At 57.7% G+C, this 13,879-nt stretch carries 14 protein-coding genes; 5 read left to right on the top strand and 9 right to left on the bottom strand.

The genetic code is table 11. The features are described from left to right. Positions 1 to 218: 218 nt before the first annotated feature. The 3 genes from FKG94_RS27530 to FKG94_RS27540 all read right to left on the bottom strand — a co-directional run bounded on the left by FKG94_RS27530 (position 219) and on the right by FKG94_RS27540 (position 1,658). A complete protein-coding gene (locus FKG94_RS27530; protein ID WP_142930173.1) occupies positions 219 to 410 on the bottom strand; it encodes a DUF1289 domain-containing protein in 192 nt (63 codons plus the stop codon). A gap of 3 nt (positions 411 to 413) precedes the next feature. Next, positions 414 to 941, bottom strand: a complete 528-nt coding sequence (locus tag FKG94_RS27535; RefSeq protein WP_142930174.1) for a gamma carbonic anhydrase family protein — start codon at positions 939 to 941, stop codon at positions 414 to 416. A 102-nt stretch (positions 942 to 1,043) separates the two neighbouring features. Then, positions 1,044 to 1,658, bottom strand: a complete 615-nt coding sequence (locus FKG94_RS27540; RefSeq protein ID WP_142930175.1) for an NUDIX hydrolase — start codon at positions 1,656 to 1,658, stop codon at positions 1,044 to 1,046. Between the two features lie 389 nt (positions 1,659 to 2,047). Here FKG94_RS27540 and FKG94_RS27545 point away from each other — a divergent pair, with 389 nt between their 5' ends. Continuing rightward, a complete protein-coding gene (locus tag FKG94_RS27545; protein WP_142930176.1) occupies positions 2,048 to 2,401 on the top strand; it encodes a DUF3135 domain-containing protein in 354 nt (117 codons plus the stop codon). Between the two features lie 81 nt (positions 2,402 to 2,482). Next, entirely contained in the window at positions 2,483 to 3,034 is a 552-nt protein-coding gene (locus tag FKG94_RS27550; protein ID WP_425460073.1) for an NUDIX hydrolase, read from the top strand. On the opposite strand, the gene FKG94_RS27555 is transcribed toward FKG94_RS27550, so the two are convergent. Together FKG94_RS27555 and FKG94_RS27560 are read right to left on the bottom strand one after the other, a co-directional pair. After that, positions 3,017 to 3,331, bottom strand: coding sequence for a YqfO family protein (locus FKG94_RS27555; RefSeq protein WP_142930177.1), 315 nt, complete (start codon positions 3,329 to 3,331; stop codon positions 3,017 to 3,019). The two genes, FKG94_RS27550 and FKG94_RS27555, sit on opposite strands and share 18 nt — an antisense overlap. 5 nt (positions 3,332 to 3,336) lie before the next feature. Further along, positions 3,337 to 4,299 carry a LysR family transcriptional regulator gene (locus tag FKG94_RS27560; protein ID WP_142930178.1) on the bottom strand — a complete coding sequence of 321 codons (963 nt, stop codon included), beginning with the start codon at positions 4,297 to 4,299 and terminating at the stop codon, positions 3,337 to 3,339. Positions 4,300 to 4,429: 130 nt separating this feature from the next. Between FKG94_RS27560 and metE the strand changes: the two genes are divergently transcribed. Further along, the gene (metE, locus tag FKG94_RS27565) at positions 4,430 to 6,721 is read left to right on the top strand and encodes a 5-methyltetrahydropteroyltriglutamate--homocysteine S-methyltransferase (RefSeq protein ID WP_142930179.1); all 2,292 of its coding nucleotides are present in this window, start codon (positions 4,430 to 4,432) and stop codon (positions 6,719 to 6,721) included. A gap of 382 nt (positions 6,722 to 7,103) precedes the next feature. Beyond that, entirely contained in the window at positions 7,104 to 7,952 is an 849-nt protein-coding gene (locus tag FKG94_RS27570; protein WP_142930180.1) for a 6-carboxytetrahydropterin synthase, read from the top strand. Between the two features lie 100 nt (positions 7,953 to 8,052). Here the strand turns inward: FKG94_RS27570 and FKG94_RS27575 are convergent, their stop codons facing one another. After that, the gene (locus FKG94_RS27575; protein ID WP_142930181.1) at positions 8,053 to 8,796 is read right to left on the bottom strand and encodes a DUF1223 domain-containing protein; all 744 of its coding nucleotides are present in this window, start codon (positions 8,794 to 8,796) and stop codon (positions 8,053 to 8,055) included. Positions 8,797 to 9,439: 643 nt separating this feature from the next. Here FKG94_RS27575 and phbB point away from each other — a divergent pair. Next, the gene (gene phbB / locus FKG94_RS27580; protein ID WP_142930182.1) at positions 9,440 to 10,162 is read left to right on the top strand and encodes an acetoacetyl-CoA reductase; all 723 of its coding nucleotides are present in this window, start codon (positions 9,440 to 9,442) and stop codon (positions 10,160 to 10,162) included. 132 nt (positions 10,163 to 10,294) lie between these two features. Here phbB and FKG94_RS27585 read toward each other — a convergent pair whose 3' ends face one another. The 3 genes from FKG94_RS27585 to FKG94_RS27595 form a co-directional block, all read right to left on the bottom strand. Next, complete coding sequence (locus tag FKG94_RS27585; protein ID WP_142930183.1) at positions 10,295 to 10,645, bottom strand: phasin family protein; 351 nt, start codon at positions 10,643 to 10,645, stop codon at positions 10,295 to 10,297. Positions 10,646 to 10,794: 149 nt separating this feature from the next. After that, positions 10,795 to 11,244, bottom strand: a complete 450-nt coding sequence (gene phaR / locus FKG94_RS27590; RefSeq protein ID WP_142930184.1) for a polyhydroxyalkanoate synthesis repressor PhaR — start codon at positions 11,242 to 11,244, stop codon at positions 10,795 to 10,797. A gap of 84 nt (positions 11,245 to 11,328) precedes the next feature. After that, positions 11,329 to 13,119 carry a PHA/PHB synthase family protein gene (locus FKG94_RS27595; RefSeq protein ID WP_142930185.1) on the bottom strand — a complete coding sequence of 597 codons (1,791 nt, stop codon included), beginning with the start codon at positions 13,117 to 13,119 and terminating at the stop codon, positions 11,329 to 11,331. Positions 13,120 to 13,879 lie beyond the last annotated feature (760 nt).

A 13,879-nucleotide genomic window follows, 5' to 3' on the forward strand; every position in this document is an offset into this window, starting at 1 on the left:
GTTGGGGGGGGGGGGTTTTTTTTTTCTTACACCCCTACACCTTTTTAAAAAAAACCCCCCCCCCCGACCCCTTCGACCCCGCACCGCGCCTGAATCAGTCAGATCGAATGTGAATCCATACAGGTGATAAATGACGACAGATTAGGTGTGCAAAACTCCGCTTAACAACCTTTTTCGAGCAACGGTTTTTCACAAACACTTGCCCGGCAAATACCCGCTCAAAGAAAAGGATTGACCGCCTTTTCTCGCTCCGCGGCCAGGGCCAGCACTTCGCGCCGGCGGGCGTTATCCAGCGAACCCCACTCACTGATTTCCCTGCCGGTGCGAAAACAACCAACACAAATATCCCTGTCGTCGAGGGCGCAGATCGAGACGCAGGGGGAAGCCACCGGTGTTTCCGCAGCAGACATGGGTTACAGCTCCACAGCTTCGAGTTCAGCGTTGTATTCGTACAGGTGGTCGACATAAACCTGCGCATTAGCTTTTAACAGCGCCGCCGTCTCGGCATCCAACTGCCGTTTGACCTTACCCGGACTGCCCACCACCAGCGAATTATCGGGAATATCGGCGCCCTCGGTAACCAGGGCATTGGCACCGATAATACAGTTTTTACCGATGCGGGCGTGGTTCAACACCACGGCATTGATACCAATCAGGGTATTGTCGCCGACCTGGCAGCCGTGCAACATGGCCTGGTGACCGACAATCACCCCCTGTCCCAGGGTCAGGGGCAGGCCCGGGTCGGTGTGTAACACGGCCCCGTCCTGCACGTTGGTGCGCGCCCCGAGCGTAATGGTGGCACAGTCTCCCCTGATCACGGCGTTGAACCAGACACTGGTTTCATGCTCCAGCACCACATCACCGATGACCGTGGCGTTGGCGGCAATAAAATGGGCTTCGCCGCGCAGTTGCGGCACCTTGTCGCCCAGTCTGTATATCATAAGCCCTGCTCCCGCGGGTCGGCGCCGGTAGACGGCGATAAAAAACGTTGCGATTATGCCGGCAAGCGCCGGACCAGGCAAAGGGAAAAACAACGGGACAGGTCAGCCGAACACCCGTACCGGCGCCGGATTATCCACCTCGATGCCGGCCTGGTACACCTGGTTCAAAAATGTCACCAGCACACCGGCGGTAAAGCCCCAGATTTCAAAGCCGTCAAAATGATAGGCGGGTGCCCAAAACTCGCGATCCTGGAGGCGGTAGAGGTCGGTCCTCACGCGCTGATCCCGCAGCAGGAAACTCACCGGCACACTGAACACCGCATCGAGTTCGTCGGGGCTCGGAATCAGCTGAATGTCCTCTGGAACGATACCGACAAAGGGCGTGACTTTGACCCCGCGCCCGGTGCGCCGCGCTTTCAACGGCGCCAGCACCTCCACCCGCTCCGGCCTCAGGCCGATTTCCTCATGGCTTTCACGCAGCGCAGTCGCCAGCAGGTGGTCATCCTCCGGGTCCCATTTGCCGCCGGGAAACGACACTTCACCACTGTGGGTCGACAGGTGTTCAGCGCGTTTGGTCAGCAGGATATGCGGGTCGCTGTCATTGTCGGTCAGGGCAACCAATACGGCAGCCTGGTTGGTAAACGGTCCCGGGTCTCCGGTTATCGCGGCCAACTTGTCGGCCCCTTCCTGTAGATTGGTCCTCAACTTCTCTAGCATTAGTTACCTTGATCAGTCCGGTCAGTCACCCGGGTCTATCAGTCTGTAGCCGAATTGCTCGACCCGCTCTCAAAACTACTCCAATATAACGGCGGGGTCCACGCTCATTGTTTAAGTTTGCGTGCTGGTGCGAAAAAAAGTTGCTTAAAAAAATTCCGAGCTTTCGCTCGCAACCCGTTGCTCTACATCCAGTTTTCTATTTCACTAAAGCCGCTGTATAAGCCTTATGCCAATACAGTATAAGAATTCCTATACACTGTGATATTGGGCTCTGATAGTATGATTTTCGTACAAATTATCCATGTTTTTGACCAAAGGGTGGATGGTGTTGTGAGTCGACGGCGGGGGGCCGGGCGGCTAAGCAGTAGCAACACAATCCGGAGGGCGTTATGAAGCAGTCTAGATTGCCGGCGTTTGATGTTCTGGTAAACCTCGCAAAGCGGGACCCCGAAGCATTGGAGCGGTTGCGTAGAAAAGAAATCGAATCGGTCATTACCAATGCGCCGCCGCATCTCCAGCGGCGCCTGCGGGGGTTGCAATTCCAAATCGATTCGCAGATCCAAATCCACGCTTCGCCGCTCGGCGCGTGCATCAAAATTTCGGAAATGATGCACGAGTCGTTTACCCACCTGCGCTGTGTGCTCAACGAGTTGACCGACCAGCAGCAGCCGCCGCTGGCGATAGTGGGCAACGCCGCGCCGGCCGAGGTCATACCGCTGCGCCGGGACCTGAGCGCCGACTGACAGGGGTCTCACCGCAGGGCCACGAGTCAGACAATACCTCCCGCAAGCCGGTGGTTATGTTTATACTAAGGCTCACATCCCATGAAGAGCCGATCGATGAAGTATTGCGCCAACTGCGGCAACCCCGTCGCCCTCAGGGTACCGGAAGGCGATGATCGCCAGCGCCACGTCTGCGACCACTGCGATACCGTGCACTACCAGAACCCCCGCATCATCACCGGCTGCCTGCCGGTCTACGAGGATCGGGTGCTGCTGTGCAAGCGGGCGATCGAGCCGCGCTACGGCCTCTGGACGTTGCCGGCGGGTTTTATGGAAAACGGCGAAACCACCGAACAGGGGGCCCTGCGCGAATCCTGGGAAGAGGCTCGCGCGACTATTGATATCAGCGGCTTGTATACCCTGTTCAACCTGCCGCAGATCAACCAGGTCTACCTGTTTTACCGCGGCCACCTGACTAACCTGGACTTTGGCCCGGGCCTCGAATCGCTGGAAGTGGAACTGTTCACGGAGCAGCAGATTCCCTGGGATGAACTGGCCTTTCCGGTGGTCAACAAGACATTGACCCACTACTTTTCCGATCGCCGCGAGAATCACTACCCGATCCGCAGCGAGGATTTAATCCGGCGTCGCTAGCGACCAGACATCGTAGGCCGGCTCCTCGTAAGGGTGGGACCGGCGCAGAGCCGCCACGGCGGCACTCACTTTATCTGCGGCGCACACCATTTCCACTTTGAATTCAGCAACGATTTCCACTTCCCCGCGGCGACCGATAAACGGCTCACTACCGGCCAGCGGCCGAAATTGCCCCTGACCCGGCGTTTGCCAGGCACAGCAATCGTAGTTGCCGATACGCCCTGCCCCCGCGTCAAACAGCGCCTGCTTAACCATCTCCAGATGGCTTTCGGGCACATAAAAACAGAGCTTGTACATAGGCTTCAATTCTCCCAGTAGTCAAATGCCAGCGCCGCCCCGCCCCGGGGTGCCCGCACGCCGGGCAGCTGCGCCAGACAGTGTTCCCTCGCCTGACTTAAAAAATCCCGCACATAAGCGGTGGTGACGGACTCCTCGCGAACCGCCGCATAGAGCGTCGGCCACACACCGGTTGCACCGGCAGATTTTACCGCGATCAACGCCTTGGCCCGATACTCTTCCAACACCCAATTGGGCAGCGCACAGACGCCGCGACCACTGGCCGCCAACTGCACAGCCATCAGCGTCAGCTCGGCGGTGCGCAGCGCCCGCGGTTCCACCGCCGCCGGGCGCAGAAACCGGGTAAACACATCCAGTCGATCGCGGTCGACCGGGTAGGTGATCAGGGTTTCCTCCGCCAGGTCCTGCGGTTCGATAAAGGCGCGTCCGGCCAGGCGGTGGTCGGCGGCTAAAGCAAGTTGCATTTCATAGCTGAACAATGGCAAATACACCACGCTTTTCAGCGCTACCGGATCGGCGGTGATCACCAGATCCACCTCCTCGGCCGCCAGCGCCGGCAGTGGATCGAAGGTAAAACCCCCGGCAAAGTCCAGCTCCACCGCCGGCCATTGCCCGCGAAATCTCTCGATGGTGGGCAACAGCCAGTTAAAGCAGCTGTGGCACTCGATCGCCATAAACAGGCGCCCCGCTTCCCCGTGTACCAACTGATTGAGTTCCCGCTCGGCATCCGCCACCAGCGCCAGCACCCGGTCGGCAAGACTCAACAGGCGCTTGCCCGCCTGGGTAAACCTGAGCGGCCGGCTCTTGCGGACAAACAGGGAAGCGCCGATCCGCCCCTCCAGCTCCTTGATCTGGTGCGACAGCGCCGACTGGGTCAGGCAGACCCGCTCGGCGGCATCCACCAGGCTGCCGGTTTCCCGCAGCGCGGCCAGGGTTTTCAAATGACGCAGTTCCAGTAGATGACTCATGGGCACCGTTTTTTATTAGTTCAATTCAATTTCATGCTGAAAATTATCAGTTTGATTCATTAATGACAAGTCCGGAAACTAGGCAGGATCTTCACAAGCACCCACAAATACACACAAACAGGATGGCAAGATGACAGTTACCCACAGCCTCGGCTTTCCGCGCATCGGCGCCCAACGGGAACTCAAGCGCGCGCTCGAGCAATACTGGCAGGGTGATATCACCCGTGCCAAACTGCTGGACTGCGGGCGCCGGCTACGCCAGCGACACTGGCGGCAACAGGCCGACGCCGGCATCAACTACCTGCCGGTCGGCGACTTCGCCTGGTACGACCAGGTACTGACCCTGTCGGCCACGCTGGGCAATATTCCGGCCCGCCATCGCGATGCCGGCGGCCGCATCGATATCGACACCCTGTTTCGCATGGCGCGCGGCCGGGCCCCCTCCGGCGCCACCACCAGTGCCTGCGAAATGACGAAATGGTTCGATACCAATTACCACTACATAGTGCCTGAATTCGAGCCGGATCAACGCTTCCACATTGCCTACGAACAACTGTTTGATGAAGTGGCCGAGGCCCTGGCACTGGAGCATACCGTCAAGCCGGTGCTGTTGGGCCCGCTGAGCTATTTATGGCTGGGCAAGAGCCACGGCGACCCGTTCGACAAACTCCAACTCCTGCCAGCACTGACCGACGCCTACCGGCAGCTATTGCAACGACTGGCGGAACTGGGCGCGGAGTGGGTGCAGATCGACGAGCCGATTTTGGCACTGGACCTGCCGGCCGACTGGCGCCAGGCGTTCGAAGCTGCCTACAACCGACTGCAACAACCGGGTTTGAAACTGTTGCTGGCAACCTACTTTGGCGCCCTGGGCGATAACCTGGGCACGGCGGTGCAACTGCCGGTAGCCGGCCTGCATATCGATCTGGTAAGCGCACCGGAGCAGTTAACGCCGGTACTGGATCGCCTGCCGGTACACAAGGTGCTCTCGGTGGGGATCGTCGACGGCCGCAATATCTGGCGCACCGACCTGGACCAGGCGCTGGCGCAGCTGCGACCCGCCGCCGAACGGCTGGGCGAGCGGCTGTGGCTGGCGCCGTCGTGCTCGCTGTTGCACGTGCCGGTCAGCCTCGGCGCCGAGGCAGCGCTGGATTGGGAAATCAAACAATGGCTGGCGTTTGCCGAGGAAAAACTGGCGGAGGTCAGCGGCCTGGCGCGAGCGCTGGACGGCGATGCATCGGGCACTCAGCAGGCGTTATTCGCCGACAGTCGCCTGGCTCTGGAATCGCGGGCGGGCTCGAAACGGGTCCACAACCCCGAGGTCGAAAGTCGGCTGGCCGGGGTCACTGCGACGCACCGGCAGCGCCGCAGCCCTTTCCCCGCCCGTCATCGCCTGCAACAGGAACATCTGCGACTGCCGCTGTTTCCCACCACTACCATCGGCTCCTTTCCGCAGACACCGGCGATCCGGCAAGCCAGGGCGGCGTTTAAAAAGGGACTGCTGGAGGCGGCCGACTACCGAAACCAGATGGAGGCGGAGATAGCCGTCGCGGTAAATCAACAAGAGGACTTGGGTCTGGATGTGCTGGTGCACGGTGAGGCCGAGCGCAATGATATGGTGGAGTACTTTGGCGAGCAGCTCAGCGGCTTCGCTTTCACAGAAAACGGCTGGGTGCAGAGCTACGGGTCCCGCTGTGTCAAACCGCCCATTATCTACGGCGATGTCAGCCGGCCGGCCGCTATGACCGTCGACTGGAGTCGCTACGCACAATCGCTGACGGACAAACCGGTAAAAGGTATGTTGACCGGCCCCATTACCATGCTGTGCTGGTCTTTTGTCAGAGCGGACCAACCGTTAAAAGACACCGCCGACCAATTGGCCCTGGCCATCCGCGATGAGGTGCGCGATCTGGAGCGCGCCGGTATTCGCGTGGTGCAGATCGACGAGCCGGCGCTCAGGGAGGGGCTGCCGCTGCGTCGCGCCCAATGGCAGGCGTACCTGGACTGGGCGGTGGACAGTTTTCGGCTGGCATCGTGCGGCGCCGAAGACGCCACCCAGATTCACACCCATATGTGTTATGCCGAGTTCAACGACATTATCGATGCCATTGCCCAGCTTGACGCCGATGTGATCACCATCGAAACCTCGCGTTCGAATATGGAGTTGCTGGCGGCTTTCGAGGACTTCCAATACCCCAATGATATCGGCCCGGGAGTCTATGATATCCACTCCCCTAACCAACCCGAAGTGGACTGGATGGTGGGGCTGCTGAAAAAGGCTACCCAACGCATCCCCCACCGGCAATTGTGGGTAAACCCGGACTGCGGCTTGAAAACCCGCAGTTGGGAGGAGACCCGACCGGCACTGGCGGCCATGGTCACCGCGGCCCGGCAGTTGCGCGAAGCCTATGCGGATGCATAAGGGTGCTGCGCTTGTCCCCCAATAATTAAGGACAGGGAGTTACGGGTAGGGAGTTACGGGCAGGGAGTTACAGGTAGGGAGTTACAGGTAGGGAGTCACTGACGGAAGTAATTACAGGCTGCCAGCTACGGAACATCAGGCACGCGTGTTTTATCACTGGCCGATGCAGTCGGGCCAGCGGCAGCGGCCGGGAATATGACCTGGACGCGCTGCGTAAACACGCTTGTCCACGACAGTGAAGTCAGTGCTTTGCACGCAGCCCGGGTTGCGCCGGCCGATTCAGTCTGCCGGCGCGTAACAACTGCGCAACTTAGGTGCTTCGGATCGCCATAGGCTGGTATACTAGCGCAGCTTTATCCGCCACTGGCAGCGATCCGATTGTATGCACTTATTTGTCGATAACCTCACCAATGTAGACTTCAGTTATCTCTGCCCGGAGCGCGGCCTGCTGGGCGAAACCTGGCTGGCCCACGTGCAGATGGACGGCAAGCTCGACGAGCAGGGGATGGTGTGCGATTTCGGCGAGGTGAAAAAAGTGACGCGCCTGTGGCTGGATGCGGAGGTCGACCACCGCCTGCTGGTGCCGGCAGACGCCGATAACCTGACCCTCACCGAAACCGGTGACCAACTGCAACTGGTGTGGCGCTTCGGCGACGGCCTCAGCTTGCAGTGCCGGTCGCCGCGCCAGGCCATCTGCCTGGTTGAAGCGCCGGTGATCACGCCCGCCAATCTGGCCCGCTGGAGCGTCGCCCAACTGGCGCCGCAGTTTCCCCGTTCCGTCGCCCGATTGCAGGTCGGTTTCAGCGAGGAAAACATCGACGGACCTTTCTATCACTACAGCCACGGTCTGAAAAAACACGCCGGCAATTGCCAGCGCATCGCCCACGGCCACCGCTCCCGCATCGACATCTGGCAAAACGGCCGCCCTGCCCCGGCACTGGAACACCAGTGGGCCGAGCGCTGGCAGGATATCTATATCGGCACCCGCGAGGACCTGATCGCGGCGCCGGAGCTGGACGGCGTGCCCTGCTACCAGTTCAGCTACGCGGCGCAACAGGGAGACTTCGAACTGATCCTGCCCCAGGCCTGTTGTTATCTGATCGACACCGACAGCACGGTGGAATATATCGCCAGCCATATCGCCGCCACCTTGAAACTGCAACACCCTAATACTGTTATCAAAGTGAAAGCTTACGAGGGTTTGGGCAAGGGCGCGATCGCCGAGCACTAGCCTTTAGGCACTAGGGCTTCGACAAATAAAGATTTTTACCCACAGACCTCAGTGCAACCGACGTGAAAACATTTTCTGGCCAAAGCATTAGTAACTGGCACTAAGGCGGCAGATAGCCACCAACGGCCTGCACCGGCGTCAATTCCCCCACCGGACTTACCCAGGCGGCCAGTCCATAACTACCGCCGGGGTCTCGCTGCGGCAGTGTGCCCGTCCACGCCTCGCCGGCGGGTCGCCGCGACAACCCCAGCACCGCAAAGTCGTGTGTCAGGCGCCGCCCGCGATTTTCACCGCGCTTTATATCGGTTTTTAAGTCCATGCCCAGGAGTGCGACATACAATTCCAGGGGACGCGCGGCGACACCATCGGCGCGAGTAAATTGGGCGCGATAACGATTATCGGTTACCGTCACGGCCAACACGCCCACCGGCGCGGGCTCGGCTTGCGGCAACGGCCGCCGCTGAAACCAACCGCGCCACTCGCGCCCGCCGACCACAAAGCCGGGTGTATAAACACTTTTCACACCGCCGCTGCGCCGGTACCGGCGCTGGCGTTCACTGAAGCGACTGTCCGCCAGTTGATCGCGCCAGCCCAGGTAATTCCAGTAATCCACATGGAAAGCCACGGGCACTATCTCGGTCCACAGCCCGGGCGCCCGCCGCAACTGCGACAGCCATTTGTCCGCCGGCGGGCAACTGCTGCAACCCTCCGAGGTGTAAAGCTCGAGTAACTGCACCCGCGCCGCCGGGCTGGTGAGCACAGTCTGCGCCAGGCTCGATTGTGCCGGCCACAATGTTAGACAAACCGTCAGCCAAGCCGGCAGCCAAAGTAAGTCAATGCGCATGATCTTCGTGTCCTCTGTTTCACCTGCTGGCCATTTTCAAACAGGTGCCTGCCAGTTGTTCTCATATTGCGATGACCGATTGTGCCGCTACTGTCACTGATACGCGCTTCAGGCACCCCGGGGCGAAAGCAGGCGCCTGCAGCAAGTACCACTAATTACCGTCAGTACAAAACCCGAAATCACTAACCCCTTATCCTACAGTTCCACAAAGGTTGACTCCTCACAAAACCTTAAACTTTTCATAAAAGCTTAAATGATGCCCGCTATAGTGCACCCAACGTAAAACGCTTACCCTATCGGTGCCACGTGTTGCAACTGCGCTACATTCAAAGGCTTGCCAACGCTCTGTTACTGAACACACCACTCACACCTGCACCAATATCAGGCAACAACAAAAAAAGAAATCGCAAACTGTGGTCACCGTCACGATTAAGCGCAAATTGCGACGACAGCGCTCCCGCAAAAATTCTGCATTCAGGTTCATTACGACGTCAAAATCCTATTTCCTGTTTTTGGTGCGCGGGTTTTTCACGCCTCCCGCAAAATAGGCCTCTTTTTTGCGTAGCACTTCCATACGGAGTCAGTGGTGAAGGGTATTAGCGAGTAACGTATTTTAAATTTCAATTTGTTGGAGGTTGATCTAATGGGCAGAGTTGCACTCGTAACGGGCGGCATCCGCGGAATCGGCGAGTCCGTTTCCATAAAGTTAACAGCAAAAGGCTATAAGGTCGTTGCCAACTACTGTAATAACGACCAGGCCGCACAACAGTTCACTGCGAGAACCGGCATATCGTCATTAAAATTCGATGTCGCCGACAAGGCCGCCGTCGAGGCCGGGATTGCTTCAGTCGAAGCGGATTTCGGACCCGTGGATATTTTAATTAATAACGCGGGTATTACCCGCGACAGCACGCTGCACAAGATGTCGCCGGAGCAGTGGAGTGCGGTCATCGACACTAACCTCACGTCCTGCTACAACACCTGCGGCGCCGTTATCGACGGCATGCGCGAACGCCGCTTTGGTCGCATCGTCAATATCAGCTCTATCAACGGCCAGGCGGGTCAGTACGGGCAGGTTAACTACGCCGCCGCCAAGGCCGGACTGATTGGTTTTTCCAAAGCGCTGGCGCTGGAGGGCGCCTCTCGCGGCATCACCGTAAACACCATTGCCCCGGGTTATGTGGATACGGATATGGTCAGGGCCGTGCCGGCAAACGTGCTGGAGAAAATCATCGCCACCATTCCCGCCGGGCGCCTGGGAACGCCGGACGATATCGCCCGCGCGGTGTTGTTCTTGATCGATGACGAGGCCAGTTTTATCACCGGCTCGACCATCTCGGTAAACGGCGGGCAGCATATGTATTGACAGCACACCGCTAGTGACACAAAAAAGCCCGGCAAATTGACTTGCCGGGCTTTTTTGTGCGTTGCAACTTTTTCATAGGTTGCAAACGCTTTAGCGTCGCCCCCGGCAGATGTTATCTGCCGGGGGTTGAAACTACTTGGCGCTTTTGGCCGGAGTGGCAACCGGTTTGACTTCAGTGACAGCGCCCTTCATGACGTCGCCCATTTTCTCCTGCGCTTCGGTCATGACCGAGTACACATCCTTGGTAACACTGACCATTTTTTCCTGGACACCTTCCATGTAATTTTTTTGCGCCTGGTAGACGCCGGCAATATCCTTCTGCGCCACCACATCCTTGGCATAGGTAACGCCGTCGTTCATCACGCCCGTCAACAGTGTGGATTGCTTGTCCACCAGTTGTTCCATCGCCTTGACGTTTAACGCCATGATTTCGCTCATCGGCTTGAAAGCACTCTGAGTCTGCTCAACAAACTTCTCAAACATAGGATCATCTCCATTTCAGGTAAATTATGCTGCGCTGCACAATACGACTGGAGTGAAGGTTAATACATCTCTTGTGTAGGTTTCAATCTTATTTTGCTGCTTTGCAGCATAAATATTAGACCAATTTCAGATAAGTATCCGCCAGTTTATTACTCGGACTTTTCCCCGCCTTTCGGGGCGTCGAGATCGCCCCACTCCCGCCACATTTTCATATTCTTTTCCATAATCTGGTTAAACAGCCCGAGCGGACTGGCGTCGACCAGGTCCTTCATCATGCCCTGCAACGTATCCTGGCGTTCCAGGAACACGGCCATACTCTGCTCCAGATACTGCCGCATAAAAAGCTGCATATCGGTGTCGTAGTAGCGGATCAGTTGCTTGAGAACGCTGTTGGTGAGCAGCGACTGCTGGTCGTTGCTCTCCTGCTCACTGATAATCTGCAACAGGATACTCTTGGTCAGATCGGCACCGGACTTGGAATCGACCACGGTAAACTCGGCGTGGTCGGTTACCAGCTTTTTAATGTAATCCAGGTTAACGTACTGACTGCTCGACGTATCATATAGGCGGCGGTTGGGGTATTTCTTGATAAGTACCACTCGGGCTCTCGCACGGCTGCTGTCGGGATAGCGCAGTATAACCAGATTAATGTGAAAGCCGGAGTTATTTGTCGAACCGGCGGCTCAAGCCGCAGCGGCGGTTTCCAGGCGCACTTTTACGTAGCGGCCGGGAGCATCCTCCAGGGCCGGAAACCGCTTTGATCCCACCGGTTTGGCATCCACCAGTGCGCCGCGATATTGCGCCATCCAGTCGAGCCAGTCCAGCCACCAACTCCCCTCGCGCTGCTCGGCATCCTGTCGCCACTGCTGCGCAGTCTCCGGCAACACCTCGTTGACCCAATGCGGGTACTTACCCCCCGGCGCCGGATTGACCACCCCGGCCACATGGCCGGAACCGGCCAGCACAAACCGCACGGGGCCGCGCAAATGCCGGCTGCTGCGATAAGCCGCCGGCCACAACACAATATGATCGGCGGCGGTGGCCAGGCTGTAGGCAGGCGTGTCAATCAGGCCGAGATCGATGGGCACGCCGGCGACACTGATGCCTCCAGGTTCGATCAGCCTGTTGTTCACATACATATTTTCCAGGTAATACAGGTAGGCGTTTTGCGGAATATTGGTGGAATCGCCATTCCAGTAGAGAATGTCGAACGGCACCGAGTCCTTGCCCTTGAGATAATTGTCGACGAAGTAAGTCCAGAACAGATTGTTCTCGCGCAGCAGACTGAAACTCAATGCCAGTAAACGGCCGTCAAAGTATCCCTTGTTTTCCGTGTACTGCTTGATCAGTGGCAGCGAATGCTCGGAGATATAGTTGCCGACCTCACCCGGCTCGGAGAAATCAAACAGCGTGGTCAACAGCGTCAGGGCCTGAATCCTGTCATCGCCACGGGCACGCAAATACGCCTGGGACACACCCAGCAGCGTGCCGCCCACACAGTAGCCCACGGCATTGACCTGCGGCCGGCCGGTAATTTGCTCCACAGTGTCGAGCGCCGCCACCACACCTTCAAGCACATAGTCGTCAAAGGTTTTCTGCGCCAGCGTCGCATCCGGGTTGACCCAGGACACCAAAAACACCGTGAACCCCTGATCCACCAGCCAGCGTATCCAGGATTTTTTCCGATCGAGATCGAGAATGTAATACTTGTTGATAAACGGCGGCACAATCAGCAGTGGTGTCTGGTAAACCTTATCGGTGGCAGGCGCATATTGAATAAGCTGCATCAACTCGTTCTCGAAGATGACCTTGCCGGGGGTAACGGCCAGGTCGACGCCGACTTTAAAGGCATCCATATCCACCTGATTGATCTTCAGTCCCTCCAGCGGGCTGGATTCCAGGTCTTTGATAAAATTGTCGAGCCCCTTGGCCAGGCTGTCGCCCTTGGTTTCCAAAATTTCCTTGCAGACTTCCGGGTTGGTCAGGATATAGTTGCTCGGCGACAGGGAGTTGACATACTGGCGGGTAAAAAACTTGATCTGGTCGGCGGTCTTTTCATCTTCATACTCAATACCGTCAACGACCTGCTGCATAAAATCCGCATTGAGCAGATAGGCTTGTTTGATATAACTAAAAAAAGGGTTTTCGCGCCACTCGGGCGCACGGAAGCGATTGTCGCCTCGCGGTTCATCGATAACAGACTCAAGGTCACCGCCCATCATTGCCTTTATGGTGCACTGCCACAGATTGAGCTGTTTCTCCATAAACTGCATCTGCTGCTGCAGCAGGCTGGCGGGTTCCACCTTGGCCCCCTGCGCCAGCAGAGCGATCATGCGCTCGCTGTCGAGCAGGGAATTGCTCTCGACCCGCTGGCCGGACAACAGCCTTTGCAGCAGGTCGCCCGCCGCTTCGCCGAATACGCTGGCCACCTTATCCAGGTGCTGCATCAACGCTATCTGCTCACTGGAATCCATATTTACACACCGTCATCAATAATATCGCCTCATTTGCAGGCGGGTCGCCGGCTCCGTGCGACAGCACTCGTCACCAGCGCTGTGGCAGCGGTAACGGCGCTATTAGCGAGCGCCAACACCCTCTTTGTTTTCGGTACTGCAGGAATCCTGCCAACAACAATCGGTTCCTTACATTGTCAAGGCACGATTCGCCCGACGATGGTAATAATCCTTTACGGATGGCACGCTAATGCCGCAGTGCGATAGCGGACAACAGTGGGGCGCGCTCCCGGCACCTCGCTTTGCTTCGCGAGGTGAATTCATTGGCATCAGGTTGTCCTGCTGTGAGTACCAACCCGGGTGCCCGTTGTTTTAACACGGATAAAGTAACGGCACGCCGTGACACAATTGTGAATAACGCAGAAAAACGCACCAAATATGGACACCCTCTAAAAACGATGCGTCATAACGGCTCGCAACCGTAAGCGACGAGTAGGGCCAGGTGCCGCAGTCGTAAAACGTCGGGGTAAACGGGTATACCGATGTTAACGTAAAGCACAGTGCCAACCCAGATACCGGCGTTAACTTACAGGTCGATATTTTCTTGCAGACCGGTAGCCGGCGACCGGGCGGTATCGACTGATAAATTGTACGGCGTACAAACTACGAGATGCCGGCAATCAACGACGACCACTCACCAGCGGCGTTTAGATACTCACAACGGACGAGCAGATACGACTGCAGTCAGGCAATACAAAAGCAGCCTAAGCAGCAATGGTGA

The sequence above is a fragment of the Exilibacterium tricleocarpae genome, assembly GCF_007004655.1.
Lineage (GTDB): Bacteria > Pseudomonadota > Gammaproteobacteria > Pseudomonadales > Cellvibrionaceae > Exilibacterium > Exilibacterium tricleocarpae.